A 19,057-nucleotide genomic window follows, 5' to 3' on the forward strand; every position below is an offset into this window, starting at 1 on the left:
CTTCAAGGTCTTTTCTTCATTTTGGGGTCACAATTATTTTCCCGCTGTTGCACGCCGCCGCGCCCGATTTGCTCAAAAATTGTCCTTTCGGCTGCGGATTTCGGCAAAAACCTCTGAATCTTCAGCGTCTTGCATGCCCAGGCATGCTCTCACGGCACTGTCACCGGCGCGCAGGAACGGATTGGTGTCAAGTTCCAATTGCAAGGAGGACGGCACCGTCGGTTTGCCGTTGTCCCGGGCCGTTGCGATATCGCGTACCCGCGCCTGCAACGCCGGGTTGCCGGGGTCGACGGTGACCGCAAAAGCACCGTTAGTCTGGGTGTATTCATGTCCAGAATAAACCATAGTTTGCGGCGGCAGCGCGGCAAGTTGCGACAGGCTGGCCCACATTTGCTGCGGCGTGCCCTCAAACAGCCGCCCGCATCCCAGCGCCATCAGGCTGTCGGCGGTGAAAACCGCCGCCGCGCCCGGCAGGTAAAAGGCGATATGGCCCACCGTGTGGCCCGAAACATCCGTCACCTGCACCTCTTCGCCCATCAGGGTAAAGGTGCCGCCGTCCTCCACGGCCATGTCCAGCGGCGGCAGCCGGTGCGCATCCGCCTTTGCGCCGATCACCTTGGCGCCATAGGCCGCCTGCAGCTCTGCCACCCCGTCCACATGGTCCCAGTGGTGGTGGGTCAGCAGGATCCAGTCCAGCCCCCAGCCGCGCGCCTCCAGCGCGGTTTTGATGGCGGCGGCCTCGGGCGCGTCCACCAGCGCGGTTTCCCCGGAGCCGGGATTATGGATCAAAAAAGCATAGTTATCCGACAGGCAGGGCAGGGTGATGATTTCAACAGGCATGGTCATTCGCCTTTACATTGCTAAACTGCGCCCAGATTGGCCGAAGCAGCAGGCGCCCGCAATGCATCTTGATGTTCAGGATCTCAGGAATTTCTACTACCGCAGCACCCTGGGGCGTGCGGCGCAGGCCTCGATCCGCGGCCGCCTGCTGGAGCTGTGGCCAGAGGCCAGCGGGCAGACCGTGGCGGGGTTCGGCTTCTCGGCGCCGCTCTTGCGTCCCTATCTGCCGGAGGCACGCCGGGTTATAGCGCTGATGCCGGGGCCGCAGGGGGTGATGCAGTGGCCCGCAGGGATGCCCAACGTGTCGGTCCTGTGCGAGGAAACCAGCTGGCCCATCGACACCGGGCGGGCCGACCGGCTGGTGGTGATGCACGGGCTGGAGACCTCGGAACGGCCCAGCAAGCTGCTGGAGGAATGCTGGCGGGCGCTGGGACCGGGGGGGCGGGCGATTTTCATCGTGCCGAACCGGGCCGGGTTCTGGGCGCGCTCGGACCTGACGCCGTTCGGCTACGGCCGCCCCTACACGCTGCGCCAGCTGGAGGGCCAGCTGCGCGAGCATCAGTTCGCCATTGAGCAGCACACCGCGGCGCTCTACCGGCTGCCCAGCCACAGGCGGTTCTGGCTGAAATCCGGCGCCATGCTGGAGAAGATGGGCCGCAAACTGCCCGCGATGCTGGCCGGCGGGGTGTTCATGGTCGAGGTCAGCAAGCAGACCTATCCCCAAAAGGGCCACATGATCCGCACCAAGACGCCCAGCCGCATCCGGGTGCTGGAAGGCCTGTCCAACCCGATGCCGGAACCGGCCTGACGCGGGAGGCGGGCGCAGGTGCCGGATTTCGATTCCCGAAAATGACCGGAACTGCCCGTTCAGGTGGTTTTGCACCCTTGTGTGACGTTTTTTGGTGCAAACGCCGCTTTCCGGAATCGCAAAATCCTGCAGTTTACCCGCACTTTTTTATTTATCGACTGTGGTCAAAGGGCCGCACTTGCGGCAAGCCATTGAAATCGCAGGAAACATGCTTTCATCTGTTACCGTTATAGGCAGTTGATAGGTCGCATCCGCTCTGCTAGACCCACGCTGATTTCAACGCCCCGCTGCCAATGGGGGATGACTCACGCCCCCGGACGCCGCCTGAGGCCAGGTATGCCAACCGGGGCCAAAAACATATCGGAAGGGTGGACGTGTCCGAACCAGCTTCGATTTCTGCAGGCATTGCCGCGCGCTATGCCACGGCGGTGTTCGACATCGCGGAAGAGAACAAGGCGCTCGACAGCCTTGAAACCAGCATTAATGACCTGGCAGCCGCGCTGGCTGACAGCGACGATCTCAACAGCCTGATCCAGTCGCCGCTGGTGTCGCGCGATGAGCAGGGCGCCGCAATCACTGCGGTGGCAGACAAGATGGGCCTGGACCCCGTGCTGCGCAATACCCTTGCTCTGATGGCCGACAAGCGCCGCCTGTTTGTGGTGCCCGCGCTGATCAGCGCGCTGCGCGACCGCCTGGCCGAAGCCCGCGGCGAGATCACCGCAGAGGTGGTGTCCGCCAAGGCGCTGACCAAGACCCAGAGCGAAAAGCTGGCCAAGACCCTGGCCGAGCGCGTGGGCAAGAAAGTTACCATCAATGCTTCCGTCGATGCCTCCATCATCGGCGGTCTTGTCGTTAAAGTGGGCTCGAAGATGATCGACAGCTCGATCCGCTCCAAGCTCAACTCCCTACAGAATGCAATGAAAGAGGTCGGATAAATGGGTATCCAAGCAGCAGAGATTTCTGCGATCCTGAAAGACCAGATCAAGAATTTTGGTCAAGAAGCCGAGGTGGCAGAAATCGGCCGCGTGCTGTCCGTTGGTGACGGTATTGCCCGCGTTTACGGCCTCGACAACGTTCAGGCCGGTGAAATGGTCGAATTCCCGGGCGGCATCATGGGCATGGCGCTGAACCTGGAAGCCGACAACGTCGGTATCGTGATCTTCGGCTCCGACCGCGACATTAAAGAAGGCGACACCGTCAAGCGCACCAACTCGATCGTGGACGTTCCGGCTGGCCCCGAGCTGCTGGGCCGCGTTGTCGACGGTCTGGGCAACCCGCTGGACGGCAAGGGCCCGATCAACGCTGCTGAGCGCAAAGTGGCAGACGTCAAAGCGCCGGGCATTATCCCGCGTAAATCGGTGCACGAGCCGATGGCGACCGGCCTCAAGTCGGTTGACGCGATGATCCCGATCGGCCGCGGCCAGCGCGAGCTGATCATTGGCGACCGTCAGACCGGCAAGACCGCCGTGGCTCTGGACACCATCCTGAACCAGAAGGTCTACAACGACGCCGCCGGCGAAGACGAGTCCAAGAAACTGTACTGCGTCTACGTCGCGGTCGGCCAGAAGCGTTCCACCGTGGCGCAGCTGGTGAAGAAGCTGGAAGAAACCGGCGCGATGGAATACTCCATCGTTGTGGCCGCAACCGCGTCCGACCCGGCGCCGCTGCAGTTCCTGGCGCCCTATGCCGCAACCGCGATGGCCGAGTACTTCCGCGACAATGGCAAGCACGCGCTGATCATCTATGATGACCTCTCCAAGCAGGCCGTGGCTTACCGCCAGATGTCCCTGCTGCTGCGCCGTCCGCCGGGACGTGAAGCTTACCCGGGCGACGTTTTCTACCTGCACTCCCGCCTGCTGGAGCGTTCGGCAAAGCTGAACGAAGACTTCGGCGCCGGCTCGCTGACCGCTCTGCCGGTTATCGAAACCCAGGGCGGCGACGTGTCCGCGTTTATTCCGACCAACGTGATTTCGATCACCGACGGCCAGATCTTCCTGGAAACCGAACTGTTCTACCAGGGCATCCGCCCGGCCGTGAACACCGGTCTGTCGGTTTCGCGTGTGGGCTCCTCGGCTCAGACCAACGCGATGAAAACCGTTGCCGGCCCGGTGAAACTGTCGCTGGCCCAGTACCGCGAAATGGCGGCCTTCGCCCAGTTCGGCTCCGACCTCGACGCTGCCACCCAGCAGCTGCTGAACCGCGGTGCGCGCCTGACCGAGCTGATGAAGCAGCCGCAGTACTCGCCGCTGACCAACGCGGAAATCGTCTGCGTCATCTTCGCCGGCACCAACGGCTACCTCGACAAGATCGCCCTCAAGGATGTCGGCCGCTGGGAAGCAGGCCTGCTGGCGCATATGCGCGGCAAAGGCAAGGAGACCCTGGACTGGATCACCAACGAAGATCCCAAGATCAAGGGCGACGCCGCTGACAAACTCAAGGCAGCGATCGACGAATACGCCGCAACCTTCGCATAAGGAGAGAGACGGGACATGCCTTCTCTCAAGGACCTTAAAAACAGGATCGAGTCGGTCAAATCGACCCGCAAGATCACCAAAGCCATGCAAATGGTGGCCGCGGCGAAACTTCGCCGCGCCCAGGAAGCTGCCGAGGACTCCCGTCCCTACGCCAAGCGGTTCAATGCCGTGATGGCGGGGCTGGCGGCCTCGGTCGGCGGCAGCGAGTCAGCTCCCAAGCTGCTTCGCGGCACCGGCAGCGACCAGACCCATCTGCTCGTCGTTATGACCGCTGAGCGCGGTCTGTGCGGCGGCTTCAACTCGAACATTGCCAAGCTCGCCCGCCAGAAGGCGGCCGAGCTGAAGGGCGCGGGCAAGACGGTCAAGATCCTGACCGTCGGCAAAAAGGGCCGCGATGCCCTGAAACGCGACCTCGGCAGTGATTTCGTCGGCCATGTGGACCTCAGCGAGTTCAAGCGGATCGGCTATGCCAATGCGCAGGAGATCGCCAAGGACATCCTGACCCGGTTCGATGCTGGTGAATTCGACGTCGCCACGATCTTCTACTCGGAGTTCGTCAACGTCGTGACCCAGATCCCGACCGCGCAGCAGATCATCCCGGCTTCCTTCGAAGCCGAGGAAGGCGAAAGCTCTGGCGCCGTCTACGACTACGAACCCGGCGAAGAGCAGATCCTTGCGGACCTGCTGCCGCGCGGCGTGGCGACCCAGATCTTCTCTGGCCTGCTGGAAAACGGCGCATCCGAACAGGGTGCCCGGATGAGCGCAATGGACAACGCAACCCGCAACGCGGGCGATATGATCGACAAGCTGACCATCGAGTTCAACCGCTCCCGCCAGGCCGTGATCACCAACGAGCTGATTGAAATCATTTCGGGCGCTGAGGCGCTCTAAGAGACAACCGGAGACCAACAAATGGCACAAGCAAAAGGCAAGGTGACTCAGATCATCGGCGCCGTTGTGGACGTCCAGTTTGACGACCACCTGCCCGCAATTCTGAACGCACTGAACACTGAGAACGACGGCAAAAAACTGGTTCTGGAAGTGTCCCAGCACCTCGGCGAAAACTCCGTCCGCTGCATCGCGATGGACGCGACCGAGGGCCTGGTCCGCGGTCAGGCCGTCGAAGACACCGGCGCGCCGATCTCGATCCCGGTCGGCAACGCGACCCTGGGCCGCATCCTCAACGTCGTGGGTGAGCCCGTGGACGAAAAGGGCCCGGTGAACGCAACCGAGACCCGCGCGATCCACCAGCCGGCACCGGAATTCAGCGACCAGTCCACCGAGTCCGAAGTCCTCGTGACCGGCATCAAGGTGATCGACCTGCTGGCGCCTTACTCCAAAGGCGGCAAGATCGGCCTGTTCGGCGGCGCCGGCGTGGGCAAGACTGTTCTCATCATGGAACTGATCAACAACATCGCCAAGGTGCACTCGGGCTATTCCGTGTTCGCCGGTGTTGGCGAGCGGACCCGTGAAGGCAACGACCTTTACTGGGAAATGATCGAATCCAACGTGATCAAGCCGGACAACCTGGAAGATTCCCAGGTGGCCCTGGTTTACGGTCAGATGAACGAACCTCCGGGGGCCCGTGCCCGCGTTGCGCTGACCGGCCTGACCCTGGCCGAACAGTTCCGCGACCAGTCCGGCACCGACGTTCTGTTCTTCGTGGACAACATCTTCCGCTTTACCCAGGCGGGTTCCGAGGTGTCGGCGCTTCTGGGCCGTATTCCTTCGGCTGTGGGCTACCAGCCGACCCTGGCAACCGACATGGGCGCGATGCAGGAACGCATCACCTCCACCAAGAACGGCTCGATCACCTCGATCCAGGCCGTCTACGTTCCCGCGGACGACCTTACCGACCCGGCACCGGCAACCACCTTTGCCCACTTGGACGCGACCACCGTTCTTAACCGCGCGATCTCCGAGCTCGGCATCTACCCCGCTGTGGACCCGCTCGACAGCTCCTCGCGCCTGATGGACCCGCAGATCGTTGGCGAAGAGCACTACGCAGTGGCGTCCGACGTTCAGCAGATCCTCCAGCGCTACAAGTCGCTGCAGGACATCATCGCGATCCTCGGCATGGACGAACTGTCGGAAGAGGACAAGCTGACCGTTGCGCGTGCGCGTAAGATCCAGCGTTTCCTGTCCCAGCCGTTCGACGTTGCGAAGGTCTTCACCGGCTCCGACGGTGTCCAGGTTCCGCTGGAAGACACCATCGCGTCGTTCAAGGCTGTTGTGGCCGGCGAATACGACCACCTGCCCGAAGGCGCCTTCTACATGGTTGGCGGCATCGACGAAGTGATCGCCAAAGCCGAGAAGATGGCTGCGGAAGCCGCCTAAGAACGGATTTTCCCCCGCGCCTTCGCGGTGCGGGGGAACCCTGAAAGGAGGCCCCAATGGCACAAACGATGCAATTCGACCTCGTCAGCCCCGAGCGCGCCCTGGCGTCGCTGCAGGCCAGCGCGGTTCAGATCCCCGGAGCCGAGGGTGATATGACGGCGATGCCTCAGCATTCGCCGACCATCACCACCCTGCGCCCCGGCGTGCTGAAGGTCGAAAGCCCGGAAGGCAACTCGGAATATCTGGTGACCGGCGGTTTTGCCGAAATCGCAGGCGACAGCCTGTCGGTTCTGGCCGAACGCGCGATCCCGATGGCCGAGATGACCCGCGATCAGATGAACGACCTGATCGAGGAAGCCCGCGAGATGTACAAGACCGCGAAAGAGGAAGACCAGCCGCACGGCCTGGTCGAGGACGCAGCCAAGCTGCTCGCCGACATGGAAGCCCTGGGCACCCATATGTCCCTCTGATCCAGACGCGGATTGGACGATTTAGAAACCGGCTCCCGTTGGGGGCCGGTTTTTTGTTGGGAGCAAACGGGGCGGGAAGGAGGGCAGGGGCGGTTGGCTGACCTTTACAGGGGGCCTTGTTCCATTCCTTGTCAATAAGAGCGGAGAACCTGGGGCAATTAGCGGGACTTTGCTGACATTCGCTGCGGGTGCAGCCTGGGCAACGTAGAGCGTCCGCTTTGCGCAAAGAGTAACTCTTGCAAAGCGTAACGAGCGGCCCTGTGCCGACTTTGGTGACCCTTCAAACGAGCGGTCGGTTTGCCCCAATGCAGGCCTGAGAAGCGCGGAATGGAAACTTCGCAGAAACGACGATCTAGCGCCGTATTTTGACCGCTATTGTTGTGGTATATTACAATACTTGCTGCTATTCTTACATGTGACATTTTATGACCAAAATAAGATTAATCTCCATCGCAGTGATTATTACTGCTGCCTTTATCTATTCCTCAGGACAGTTTGGTGTGAATGCCGAACTAAGGGCATGTCAATCCAAGGACAAGTCAGAGGCTCAGATTGTCGCCATTTGCACTGCACTGTTGGAGCGCGATGATATAGGAAATGAAAATCGTGCAAAGGCATTATTCCGCCGTGCATATAGAGTAGAGCCAAATAATCCGTCACAGGCTGAGGCTGATTATCTCGCTGCTCTTCAAATTTGGCCTGATTGGAAGGCTCCACTCAACAACCTTGGTGTGATTTACTTAAACAAGGATGATCCGGGAACTGCACTTCAATACCTAAACAGGGGTTTGGATGTTAAGCCAGACGCCCTCGACCTCCGCGAAAATCGTGCTGAAGCCTATTTTTTGCTAGAGCGCTACGATGAGGCACTCGCGGATACCGAAATCGCTTTGAAGTCCGATCCGGATAACTTACGCGTGCAGTTATTTCGTGGACGTAGTCTGGAAGAGTTAGGCGAATATGACTTGGCGCTAGAGGCTTTTTCCAGGATCATCATTCATGATGGCGATAATGCGCGGGCGCGTCGGGAACGCGCCTGGCTCTACTACCGGCACCTTAAATTGCCCTACCACGCAGAAGTTGATCTGCGCCATATGCTGACACGCGATCCAAAAAATCGTCGCGCCCTTGCACTCTTAGGATATGTTATGTTGCGCTTGGATAGCTACCCCGAAGCTATTGACGCCTTTGAGCAGGCGTTGGCGATCAAATCGGACTATAAATATGCGCGCCGCGGGTTGGATCGCGCGGAATCTGAAGCCGAGGAGCGGCACCTGAGGAACGCAAGACTGAGCACTCCGGAAGGCCGCAAGATTACAGGTCCAGCCTTTGGAACGCTTTTGGCCGGAAATTTTGCGAAGGTGGGTGAAACAGCCCGCGCCCTTGCTGAGTATGAAGCGGTTCTTGCATCGGACCCGAATAACGTTTTCGCCCATGCAGGCAGGGCAAAAATCTACTATGACTTGGGAAATGATGCAGCTGCTATCACATCGATCTCTGATTTCTTCGCAGCGGTTGCCACTCAGGAGGATAAAGCCAAAGAGTGGGGTGCGATGATTGATCAAATGCACGCAAGGCTTGGCAATTCACACAACCGTCTCGGCAATGCCAGAGCTGCTCTGACTGCATGGCGGAATGCCTTGGCAAAAGAACGCGCAATGGATGTTTCCTTGTGGCAATTGCGCCTGCAATCAGTCGGCTACTACAGTGATTGGCCCGACGGAGAGAGCGACAATGCCCTCCTGGACGGATTAGCCGCCTGCGCCGCTGACCCTAACTGTCTGAACTGAACACGATACGGGAGGGGCAGCCATCAGCACCAACAACCTAAACGACAGCTCTGTCAAGTCGGCTGCTTCAAACAGCCGAGGCCACATGTGCGCTTTTTCCGTTGGTGTGTGACGCAACGAATGACGACTTTTCCACGTAGGTGTGGGATCTCCGGGCTGACACCGACCCACTGCACCTGCAGCGTTTGGTAAGATGGCAACGGCTGATCAGGGCTCAGACCTGACCTTTGCAGGTCTAGAAGTGCGCGGCACAACGGCGGTGCAGTCAGGCTTTGCCGCCTGTATTCACGCCTTCCCTGTACCAATCCCTCCGCCCTTAACCCAATTCTCACCAAATTTTCCGAAATTGCCCTGCATGACGTTTACCCAAACAGCAGGATTCTCCGTGACCGATTGGACCTCCGGCTATGTCGCCGGCATCGACTACACCTTCGACTTCCACCGCCAGCTGACACCCTCGCTGCTGGGCTTCGCGGCAACCGCCCAGGGCCACCGGCACGGGCTGGACGGCGAACACCTCACCTATTGCGAACTAGGCTGCGGCCAAGGCTTCTCCGCCAACCTGCTGGCGGCGGCCAACCCGCATATCGAGTTTCACGCGATGGACTTCAGCCCCTCGCACATTGCCGGCGCCCGCGAGCTGGCGCAGGAGGCGGCGCTGGAAAACATGCACTTCCACGAACGCAGCTTCGAGGATTTCGGCGATACGTCCGGCCTGCCTGCGTCTTTCGACATCATCGCGCTGCACGGCGTCTACAGCTGGGTGTCGCAGGAGAACCGCCAGCACATTCTGCGCTTTATCGCAGACCGGCTGAAACCAGGCGGGCTGGTCTATGTCAGCTGCAACACCCAGCCCGGCTGGGCGGCCGCCATGCCGCTGCGCCGAATCCTCACCAGCCGGGTGGAGCAGGGCAGCGGCCCGCTGCCGGACCGGATCAGCGCCGCGATGGAGTTCGCCGGCCAGCTGGCGGCAACCGGTGCGGGCTTTTTCGGCAGCAACCCGGCGGCGGCAGACCGGCTGGAGCACATGAAATCGATGCCCGCGAATTATCTGGCGCATGAGTATTTCAACAAGGACTGGACGCCCTTCTTCTTCGAGGATCTGGCCGCCGAACTGGCCGCCGCAAAGCTGAGCTTTGCTGCCTCGGCCAGCCTGCTCGACAACCTCGACGAGGTGCGGTTCACTGACGGACAGCGCGCCCTCTTGGACAGCGAAAGCGACCCGGTCCGCCGCGAGGGCCTGCGCGACGTGATGCTGAATGAGCATTTCCGCACCGACATTTTCGTCAAGGGCAAGCTGCCGCATACGCCGCGCGGCGAAATCGGCGCCTGGTTTGCCACCACGCTGGCGCTAACCCGGCCCTATGGCGGCGGCGCTCTCAAGTTCCACCACCGCGGCCAGGATGTGCCGCTGGAGCAGGCGCAATACGCTCCGGTGCTGCAAGCGCTCGCAAACGGGCCGGCCACGGTGCGCAGCCTGCTGGACCAGGGCGTGTTCGGCACTCTGGAGTGGGCAGGCATCACCCGGATGCTGACAGTGCTGGCCGCCAGCGGCTGCATTGCGCCCTGCCTGCCGCAAGACGGGCAGGAGCGCCGCACCGCCGCCTGCCGTGCCTTCAACCTGGCGGTCTGCAAGCGGGCCGAGGACAGCGATGCCCTGCGCTATCTCGCCTCGCCCGTCACCGGCGGCGGGGTCGAGCTTGACCGCTTCGAACAGCTGTTCCTGCTGGCCCGCAGCGAGGGGCTGCAAACGCCCGCGGAGTGGGCGGATCTGGTCTGGCGCATTCTGGCGCCGCAGGGCCAGCGCCTGCAGCACGAGGGGCGGGTGCTGGAGAGCGCGGAGGAAAACCTGGCACTGCTGCGCGCCCGCGCCGGCAATTTCGCCGCCCGCCGCCTGCCGCTCTGCGACAGCCTCGGTCTGACCCTGGAGGACAGCCGTCAGGCACCGCCGCAGGCCCGCAGCTCCGCAGCCTGACTGGCGCAACTGCCGGGGCGGGAAAACATGCGCCGCCCGCCCCGCATTAGCATTTTGGCAAGCTCAGGCCGGTAAACAGGGCAGGCACGAGCGAACCACTGACAGGAATTGAAACGTGTCCTTTGAAGACCGCACGCTGGCTGCCCGGACCACGGGCAGGGAATCTCCCTTTGCCCTTGATGAAGTGTTCTTTTCCCGCACCGACAGCCGCGGTGTGATCCAGGCCGGCAATGCCGTGTTCAGCCGGGTCGCCAAACACCCGCTGGAAGACCTGCTGGGGGCACCGCACAAGATTATCCGCCACCCGGACATGCCGCGCGCGGTGTTCCAGCTTTTGTGGGAGACGATCAAGGGCGGCGGCACCGTTGGCGCCTATGTCAAGAACCGCGCCAGCGACGGAAGCTACTACTGGGTGTTTGCCGTGGTCACCCCCTGCGACGGCGGCTATCTTTCCGCCCGGATCAAGCCGACCAGCCCGTTGCTCAGGACGGTGGCGCAGGAATACGCCAGCCTGCTCCAGGCAGAGCAGGCCGGGGAACTGAGCCCAGAGGACAGCGCCGCGCGGCTGCTGGCCCGCCTGCGGGAACTGGGCTTTGCCACCTACGACGATTTTGCCGGCCACGCCCTGGCAGAGGAGCTGCTGGCGCGCGATGCAGGTCTCAACCGCCCGCCCTGCGCCCGCCTGGCCGAACGCCGGGCGATGCATGCAACCGCCGGGCAGCTGTTCGAGGAAACCGAGGCGCTGGTGCAGGAATTCGAATCCATGCGCACCATCCCCCATAACCTGCGGGTCATCGCCTCGCGCATCGAACCGGCGGGCGGGCCGGTGACGGTGCTGTCGCAGAACTACAGCGCCATGTCGCGGGACATGTCGGGCTGGTTCGAGGCGCACGTCTGGGGCAAGGACAGCAACTTCCGGGCCATCAAGGGCACCGTGACCGCCGCCATCTTTGTGGAGGGCCTTGCCCGCATCCTCACCGAATGCGCCCGCCAGCTGGAGCAGGAAGACGGCAGTGCCGCCACGGATATCTCCCGCGAGCAGGGCATTCTGAGCGACCTGACGGAAATCCAGTTCACCAAGGCGCGCGCCAGCCTGCAGGCAGTCCGGTTCGAGGCCGACCGCATCCAAAAGGCCTGCCAGACCCTGCACCGCCATTTCATGGCGCTGACCACCACCCGGGTGCTGTGCAAGATCGAATGCGCCCGGCTGGGCAACGTAGGGGAATCGCTGAACTCCATCATTGATGAGCTGGGCCAGTTCCAGGACCGGATCTCGGCGCGGCTTGAAAAGATCTCCGAACTCAGCACCGCGCTCGCCTCCGACGAGGGCTGAGCTTACTCCTTCGCGGCCTTCTCCGCCCAGCTCTTGCGGAAGGACGCGGGCGACTGCCCGTAGCGCTTCTTAAAGCGGATCGACAGCTGGGTTGCGCTGCTGAAGCCGGTGGCGGCTGAAATCTCCGCCACCGTCATGTTGGTCTCATTCAAGAGCGCCAGCGCCCGGCCCACCCGCAGGTCGATGTAAAACTGCACCGGCGAGGTGCCGACATAGCGCTGGAACAGCCGCTCCAGCTGGCGCCGCGAAATCTGCGCGTGATCCGCCACCACGCCGACCTCCACCGGCTCCTCGATGGTCTCATGCATGAACTGCATCGCGTTGATCAGATGCTGGTTGCGGCTGCTAAGGGCAACGGAATAGGCCGACTTCTGCAACGCTTCACGGTTGTTGGAGCGGAAGTGGATGCACATGTCAGAGACAATCACCGCCAGGTCCTTGCCATGGTCGGTCTGGATCATCTCCAGCATCATGTCAGTGGCCGCATTGCCGCCGCCGCAGGTCATCAGCCCGCGGTCGATCTCATAGAGATTTGCGGATGGCTCCAGCCCCGGGAAATATTCGGAAAACGACGGCTGGTTCTCCCAATGCAAGGTAAACCGCTGGCCCTGCAAAAGGCCCGCCTGGGCCAGCGCAAAGGCACCGGTGCAGATGCCGCCGAAACGGTTGCCATGGGCATTCTGGCGCCGTATCCAGGCCAGCGCCTTGGGGCTGGCGCTGTCCGACGGCTCGATGCCGGAGCAGACAAACGCAAAGCTCCCGCGCGGCAGGTCCTCCAGCGCCATGTCGGTGTTGATGCCGATACCGTTGGAGCAGGGTACGGCTGCGCCGTCCTCGCTCAGCAGGAACCAGCGGTACAATTCCTTGCCGGTCACCTGGTTGGCCACCCGCAAGGGTTCCACTGCGGCGCTGAACGCCAGCATTGTCAGCTTCGGCAGAAGCAGGAAGTAGATGTCTTTGGGCGGCCCGTCGTAATCGACCCGGAAACTGGCCGCACCCTTCGGGACAAAGCTGCGGAGGTTCATATAGCTACCCTAACAGATTGGGGTTTCACATCAAAACGCGCGCCGGAGGGGAGGCTCCGGCGCGCGAGGAGGGATCAGGCGGTCAGTTCCTGCACCGGCTCGCCGCTGTCCTCCCAGGCTGCGATCTCGTCACTACTGGCCTTAGGCGAGAACAGCCCGGTCATCGCATAGAAGATGCCGATCAGCGGCGACAGCCAGCAGGCAAAGGCCAGCGGGATGTAGAGCAGGTTCTCGAAATTGCCATCCGCAATCCCCAGCGCCAGCGCCGAGATCACGAAGGCGCCGCCCGCGTTCCAGGGGATCAGCGGCGACACCAGCGTGCCGCCTTCCTCGATGGCGCGCGACAGGTTCAGCGGCGAATACTTCATGCCGCGGTAAACCGGCGCATACATCCGGCCCGGCAGGGCGATCGACAGGTACGGATCGCCCGCCACGGTATTGGTCGCCACAGACGTCAGGATCGCCGAGGTCTGGATGCCGGCAAAGCTCTTCACCCGCGCAATGATCACTCCGATGATTGCCTGCAGGCAGCCGGTGCGCTCCAGCGCGCCGCCGAACCCCAGCGCTAGCAGCACCAGCGAGATGGTCCACATCATCGACTGGATGCCGCCGCGGTTCAGCAGCGGGTCGATTTCCGCCACGCCGGTGTCGATGGAATAGCCGCTGTTGGCAAAGGTGAACGTCTCATGCAGGCCCGCGCCCTGGCACGCCATCGCCATGATGCCGCCGACGACAGCACCGGCAAACAGCGACGGAATGGGCGGCTGCTTCTTCACCGCCAGCCCGATGACCAGCAGCGCAGGCAGCAGCATCAGCGGCGAGATCCAAAAGGCGTTGTCCAGCGCCGCGGTGATGGCGTCGATGCGCTCGAACGACACTTGCGAGGTGTCGATCAGGGTGAAGCCCACCACCAGATAGATCACCAGCGCGATCAGCATCGACGGCACCGTGGTCGGCAGCATGTTGCGGATGTGGTCGAACAGGTTGGTGCCGGTCACGGCCGGTGCCAGGTTGGTGGTGTCAGACAGCGGCGAGATCTTGTCGCCGAAGAACGCACCCGACACCACCGCGCCCGCGGTCCAGTACATCGGAATGCCAAAACCCGCACCGATCCCCATCAGCGCCAGGCCGACGGTGCCCACGGTGCCCCAGGAGGTGCCCAGCGACACCGAAACGATGGAGCACAGCACCATGCCCGCAGCCAGGAACAGCTCTGGCGACAGGATCTTGAGGCCATAATAGATCAGCGTCGGCACGGTGCCGCTGGCAATCCAGATGCCGACAATCATGCCCACGGTGATCAGGATCGACACCGACGGCAGCGAGATGTTGATGACGTGGAACACGCCTTCTTCGATATTGTCCCACTTATGGCCCAGCTTCAGGCCCACCAGCGCGGTGATGGCAATGCCGATGGCCAGCGGAATATGCGGGGTGAAGTCCCCGAAATAGAACAGCTGGATGCCCAGCACCAGCAGGGTCAGCAGGATGGGCAGCAGCGCCATCCCCAGGCCGGGTTGTCTGATGTTTCTTGGAACAGATGATGACACGGGTTTCTCCTCCCTTGGGTCAGAACGCCTGTGCGAGGCGGATGCAGTTTCTGACCAGAGAACCGCGTTCAGGACTCGATGCCAGCGCGCCGGAATCCACAGTTTTTGCGACATGGGGGAGCAGTGGGCCTGATTGGGGAAAAATTCCCTATCGGGGATCGCACGGCTGCCGTGTCCGATTGCAACCGCGCCGCCGAACGTCTGGTGGGTGTTGGTTGGCACCCGCCACGGCGGCGGCGGCGTGGTTCACCGGTTTGCCGGTCCGGCGCCAGTGGTGCAGATGCCCCATACTTTTGCAGCGGCTGATGCGTGCCGTGCGGTTCCGCACTGGTATCCGTGTCCGGCTTGCGCCACCTTTGGCCAAGCGGACTGTTTGAGGCCAGGAATGAAAAGACTGCGCAATCCCCGCACGGGGGTCGATCAAGGCGATACCGAAGTGTTCTCGGATTTCGAGACCGGCGGCGAGATGTGGACCGGAAAAGGCCCCCGCGAACGCCGCCGCGCGGTTTCCTTTGCCACGGCGTTTGCCAGCCCGCCGGCAGTGCATGTGTCGGTGTCGCTCTGGGATATGGAGACTTCAGCCGCAATCCGGGCGGTGCTGGCGGCAGAAAACACCACCTGCGAGGGGTTTGAAATTGTCTTCCGCACCTGGGCCGACAGCCGCGCTGCCCGGCTGCGCGTGTCCTGGCTGGCGATCGGCGAACTGCCCCACGCCGATGACTGGGATGTCGATTAAACCCGGGCGCTCAGGCTGCCGGCCCGCAACAGCTTGCGGAACTTCGGGCATTCCAGATGGCTTGGTGCCGGACAGTCCGCCACATGGCGCAGCGCGTCTTTCAAAACGGTCAGCTCGCGGATCTGCGCCTCCAGCGCATCGGCGCGGGCATGCAGCTGATCCCGCGGCAGATCAGGCTGGCCGTCCTTGACGAACATGGCCGAAATCTCCTGCAGCGAAAATCCCGCCGCTTTGCACAGCGTGATCAGCGACAGCTGCAGCAGGGTCTCCGGCCCGAACTGCCGTCTCAGCCCCTTGCGGCCCGCGGAGGTGATCAGCCCCAGATCCTCATAATAGCGCAAGGCCGAGGCCGCCACGCCAGAGCGTTCCGCAACTTCGCCAATATCCAGAAGTTTCATCCTTGACCTCAAGCCGGCTTCAATTGGCAGGTTGCCAGCCTTGCACGCATTGGACAAGGATTTCCAGCATGACCAATACAGAATTACCCCTTTGGCGGCAGCCCGCTGCGGTTGCGCTTTTGATGGCGGCCAGCCTTACGGTGATGGCCAATGCCACCATCAGCCCGGCGCTGGCGGGCCTGGAACAGGAGTTTTCAGATGTGCCCGATGCGGGCTTTCTGGTGCGGCTGCTGGTCACCGCGCCTTCGCTCGGGGTGATGCTGACCGCGCCGCTGGCCGGCTGGTTCACCGACAGGGCCGGGCGGCGCGGCGTTCTGCTGGCAGGCATCTGTCTGTTCCTGCTGTGCGGCACCGCCGGCTTCTACCTGCCGGACCTGCACATGATGCTCGCCAGCCGGTTCGGCCTCGGCATTGCTGTCGGGTTGATCATGACCGCACAGACCGCGCTGATCGGCGACTATTTCACCGGTGCCAGCCGCCAGGCGCTGACCGGTCTGCAGATCTCCGCTCGCAACTTCGGCGGGTTGCTGTTCATCGGCACCGCCGGCCTGGCCGCCACCCTGTCGCCGCGGCTGCCCTTCCTGATCTACGGTCTGGCGGTCCTGTGCCTTTACGCCGTCTGGCGCCACGCCCCCGAACCCCGGCGCGGCGGCAGCGGGGCCGGGCAGGCCGGCGCGCCGGGCCACCCCGCCTGGCTGCCGCTGGTGATTGCCGTCTCGGCGCTGCAGATGCTGACCAACGGGCTGTTTTTCATGATGCCGACCCAGCTGCCGTTCTTTTTTGCGTCCCAGGGCTTCAACAGCGCGCTGATGACCGGGGCAGGGCTGGGCCTGCTGACGCTTTGCGGCGGCATCACCGCGCTGTTCTACGGGCGGCTCAAGTCAAAACTGCCGCACGCTGCCATCTTTGCCCTGGGCTACAGCGCCCTGGCTCTCGGCTTTGCGGTGCTCGCGCAGCAGGGCAGCGCGGCCCTGTCGCTGGCGGGTGCCATGGCTGTCGGCATCGGCTACGCCACAGTCTCTCCCGGCTTTGTCGCCCTGGCCCTGGCCCTGGCGCCTTCCGCACGGCGCGGCACCGCCGGTGCGATCCTCACCGCGTCGGTGTTCTGCGGCCAGTTCCTGTCGCCGTTTTTCACCACGCCTGCCATTGCGCGGTGGGGCTACGGCGGCACATTCGGTATTGCTGCGGCAGGCGTCGCGCTGATGGCCGCTGCCGCCTTTGCCGCAGCGGTTTTCCCGCCCCGCCGCCGCGCCAGCGCCTGAACAGCAAAAGCCCCGCCAGTTGGCGGGGCTTTCAAACTTCCGGACAGCAGCCGCCTCAGCCGCCGTTGGAATACAGGCTCTCGTAGATCGGAACCAGCGTCTTGTCCTCAAACAGCGACGACACAGAAGTGCCGTGCCAGATGTTCAGGATCGCTTGCGTGAACAGCGGCGCGGTCGGCACGATGCGGATGTTCGGCGCGTTCTTCACCTCTTCGGTCGGCTGGATCGAGTCGGTCAGCACCAGCGATTTCATCACCGAATTGGAAACCCGCTCCACCGCCGGGCCGCTCATCACGCCGTGGGTGATATAGGCGTGCACTTCCTTGGCGCCGTTGTCCAAAAGCACCTGCGCCGCCTTGCACAGGGTGCCGGCGGTGTCGCACATGTCGTCGACGATCAGGCAGATCTTGTCCTTCACGTCGCCGATCACCGTCATCTCGGCCACTTCACCCGGCTTCTCGCGGCGCTTGTCGACGATCGACAACGGCGCGTTGATACGCTTGGCCAGCTCGCGGGCACGGGCCACGCCGCCAACGTCGGGGGACACCACCATCAGCTCGCTCATCCGGTCCTTGAACTGGTCCTTCACATCCAGCGCAAAGATCGGCGAGGCATAAAGGTTGTCCACGGGGATGTCGAAGAACCCCTGGATCTGCGCTGCGTGCAGGTCCATGGTCAGCACCCGCTCGATGCCCGCACCGGTCAGCATGTTCGCCACCAGCTTGGCCGAAATCGGCGTGCGCGCCTTGGTGCGGCGGTCCTGGCGGGCATAGCCGAAATAGGGGATCACCGCGGTGATGCGCTGGGCCGAGGAGCGGCGCAGCGCGTCGGCGATGATCAAGAGCTCCATCAGGTTGTCATTGGCCGGGTTCGAGGTCGGCTGGATGATGAACATGTCCTCGCCGCGGACGTTCTCATAGACTTCGACAAAAATCTCGCCGTCATTGAACCGCTCGACGCGGGCGTCCACCAGCCCCTGGTCGACACCGCGGTGCATGCTCATACGGCGGGTAATGGCTTGGGCAAGAGGAAGATTGGCGTTCCCAGCAATCAGCTTGGGTTCGTTCAAGGTCGGCATTGGCTGTTATCCCCAGGCAGCAATGGCAATGTGTCAGATTCGTGATATTGAACCCCGCTTATCATGCACTTACCCTCGCGCATAGTTCTAAGCGGGAGAAACAGCTTTTGGTGGCATCAGGGCAAGGCCCCTCAACCCTTCGTCAATCTTCGTGCCGCGCACCCCAAGTGTGCCACCGCAGCTTCGGCAACGGCCCGCGCCCCGTACTGGCGGTGCATTGCTCGCTGGCCCATTCGGGCGCCTGGCGCGGCGTGGCTGAGGCGATGGCGGAGGAGATAACCCTCACCGCTTTCGACATGCTCAGCCACGGCCGCAGCCCGGACTGGGACGGGCAGGGCAACTACCAGCTCTTGAATGTGCAGGCGGGGCTGGATCTGCTGACAGAACCATTGGACCTTGTGGGCCATTCCTTCGGCGCCACGGTGGCGCTGCGGATGGCGATGGAACGCCCGGATCTGGTGCGCAGCCTGACCCTGATCGAACCGGTATTGTTTGCCGCCGCGCGGGAGGAAGACCCGGCCGCCTTTGCCGCGTTGGAGGAAGCCAGCCAGCCGGCTGAGGCCGCCTGGGTATCTGGCGACCGCGAACTGGCAACCCGTCTGTTCAACCGCACGTGGGGCACGGGAGAGGTCAAATGGCCCGACCTGCCGGAACCCGCCCGCGCCGCGATGATGCGCGCGATGCCGGTGGTGATTGCCAGCCATCGCACGCTGTATGACGATGAAAACGGCACCCTCTCCCCCGGCGCGCTGGATCCGGTCACGATGCCGGTGCAGATCCTGACAGGTGCCGCCAGCCCGGCCGTCATTCCCGCCATCGCCCGCAGCCTCTGCCGCCGCCTGGCGGCTGCCGCGCACACTGCGGTGCCCGGCGCCGCCCATATGCTGCCAATCACCCACCCGGCAGAGACCGCCGCCCTGCTGCGCCGCTTTTGGGGGCAGGGCGGCCCGGACCCGGCTGCCGCCTGAGTGCACTCCGGTG

17 protein-coding genes are annotated in these 19,057 nt (G+C 62.9%); 12 read left to right on the forward strand and 5 right to left on the reverse strand.

What is annotated here, in order from left to right:
* Nucleotides 1-72: 72 nt before the first annotated feature.
* Nucleotides 73-846 carry a hydroxyacylglutathione hydrolase gene (gene gloB / locus AC5STB_RS12920; RefSeq protein ID WP_495443222.1) on the reverse strand — a complete coding sequence of 258 codons (774 nt, stop codon included), beginning with the start codon at nt 844-846 and terminating at the stop codon, nt 73-75.
* A gap of 55 nt (nt 847-901) precedes the next feature.
* On the opposite strand from gloB, the gene AC5STB_RS12925 reads away from it, so the two are divergent.
* From AC5STB_RS12925 to AC5STB_RS12965, 9 genes are all read left to right on the forward strand, one after another.
* Complete coding sequence (locus AC5STB_RS12925; RefSeq protein ID WP_495443223.1) at nt 902-1,648, forward strand: class I SAM-dependent methyltransferase; 747 nt, start codon at nt 902-904, stop codon at nt 1,646-1,648.
* Nucleotides 1,649-2,022: 374 nt separating this feature from the next.
* Nucleotides 2,023-2,583 (forward strand): F0F1 ATP synthase subunit delta, encoded by a 561-nt coding sequence (locus AC5STB_RS12930; protein WP_495443224.1) that lies wholly within the window; start codon nt 2,023-2,025, stop codon nt 2,581-2,583.
* Complete coding sequence (atpA, locus tag AC5STB_RS12935) at nt 2,584-4,122, forward strand: F0F1 ATP synthase subunit alpha (RefSeq protein ID WP_495443225.1); 1,539 nt, start codon at nt 2,584-2,586, stop codon at nt 4,120-4,122. It abuts the gene before it with no gap.
* A 15-nt stretch (nt 4,123-4,137) separates the two neighbouring features.
* Nucleotides 4,138-5,013, forward strand: a complete 876-nt coding sequence (locus AC5STB_RS12940) for a F0F1 ATP synthase subunit gamma (protein ID WP_495443226.1) — start codon at nt 4,138-4,140, stop codon at nt 5,011-5,013.
* A gap of 21 nt (nt 5,014-5,034) precedes the next feature.
* Complete coding sequence (gene atpD / locus AC5STB_RS12945; RefSeq protein WP_495443227.1) at nt 5,035-6,459, forward strand: F0F1 ATP synthase subunit beta; 1,425 nt, start codon at nt 5,035-5,037, stop codon at nt 6,457-6,459.
* Between the two features lie 56 nt (nt 6,460-6,515).
* Nucleotides 6,516-6,929, forward strand: a complete 414-nt coding sequence (locus tag AC5STB_RS12950; protein WP_495443228.1) for a F0F1 ATP synthase subunit epsilon — start codon at nt 6,516-6,518, stop codon at nt 6,927-6,929.
* 425 nt (nt 6,930-7,354) lie between these two features.
* Complete coding sequence (locus AC5STB_RS12955; protein ID WP_495443229.1) at nt 7,355-8,719, forward strand: tetratricopeptide repeat protein; 1,365 nt, start codon at nt 7,355-7,357, stop codon at nt 8,717-8,719.
* Nucleotides 8,720-9,104: 385 nt separating this feature from the next.
* The gene (locus tag AC5STB_RS12960) at nt 9,105-10,694 is read left to right on the forward strand and encodes a methyltransferase regulatory domain-containing protein (RefSeq protein ID WP_495443230.1); all 1,590 of its coding nucleotides are present in this window, start codon (nt 9,105-9,107) and stop codon (nt 10,692-10,694) included.
* Between the two features lie 115 nt (nt 10,695-10,809).
* A complete protein-coding gene (locus AC5STB_RS12965) occupies nt 10,810-12,027 on the forward strand; it encodes a PAS domain-containing protein (protein WP_495443231.1) in 1,218 nt (405 codons plus the stop codon).
* Nucleotides 12,028-12,029: 2 nt separating this feature from the next.
* Here AC5STB_RS12965 and AC5STB_RS12970 read toward each other — a convergent pair whose 3' ends face one another.
* Nucleotides 12,030-13,052, reverse strand: coding sequence for a GlxA family transcriptional regulator (locus AC5STB_RS12970; RefSeq protein WP_495443232.1), 1,023 nt, complete (start codon nt 13,050-13,052; stop codon nt 12,030-12,032).
* A gap of 74 nt (nt 13,053-13,126) precedes the next feature.
* Entirely contained in the window at nt 13,127-14,557 is a 1,431-nt protein-coding gene (gene nhaC / locus AC5STB_RS12975; RefSeq protein WP_495443233.1) for a Na+/H+ antiporter NhaC, read from the reverse strand.
* 430 nt (nt 14,558-14,987) lie between these two features.
* On the opposite strand from nhaC, the gene AC5STB_RS12980 reads away from it, so the two are divergent.
* Entirely contained in the window at nt 14,988-15,338 is a 351-nt protein-coding gene (locus AC5STB_RS12980; protein ID WP_495443234.1) for an H-type lectin domain-containing protein, read from the forward strand.
* Here the strand turns inward: AC5STB_RS12980 and AC5STB_RS12985 are convergent.
* Entirely contained in the window at nt 15,335-15,736 is a 402-nt protein-coding gene (locus AC5STB_RS12985; protein WP_495443235.1) for a helix-turn-helix domain-containing protein, read from the reverse strand. The two genes, AC5STB_RS12980 and AC5STB_RS12985, sit on opposite strands and share 4 nt — an antisense overlap.
* 68 nt (nt 15,737-15,804) lie before the next feature.
* Between AC5STB_RS12985 and AC5STB_RS12990 the strand changes: the two genes are divergently transcribed.
* Nucleotides 15,805-16,998, forward strand: a complete 1,194-nt coding sequence (locus AC5STB_RS12990) for an MFS transporter (protein WP_495443236.1) — start codon at nt 15,805-15,807, stop codon at nt 16,996-16,998.
* A 55-nt stretch (nt 16,999-17,053) separates the two neighbouring features.
* Here AC5STB_RS12990 and AC5STB_RS12995 read toward each other — a convergent pair whose 3' ends face one another.
* A complete protein-coding gene (locus AC5STB_RS12995) occupies nt 17,054-18,076 on the reverse strand; it encodes a ribose-phosphate pyrophosphokinase (protein WP_495443237.1) in 1,023 nt (340 codons plus the stop codon).
* Nucleotides 18,077-18,243: 167 nt separating this feature from the next.
* Between AC5STB_RS12995 and AC5STB_RS13000 the strand changes: the two genes are divergently transcribed.
* A complete protein-coding gene (locus AC5STB_RS13000; RefSeq protein WP_495443238.1) occupies nt 18,244-19,044 on the forward strand; it encodes an alpha/beta fold hydrolase in 801 nt (266 codons plus the stop codon).
* The last annotated feature ends 13 nt before the right edge of the window (nt 19,045-19,057 follow it).

This window comes from Leisingera sp. CC-HEC093, from assembly GCF_059429195.1.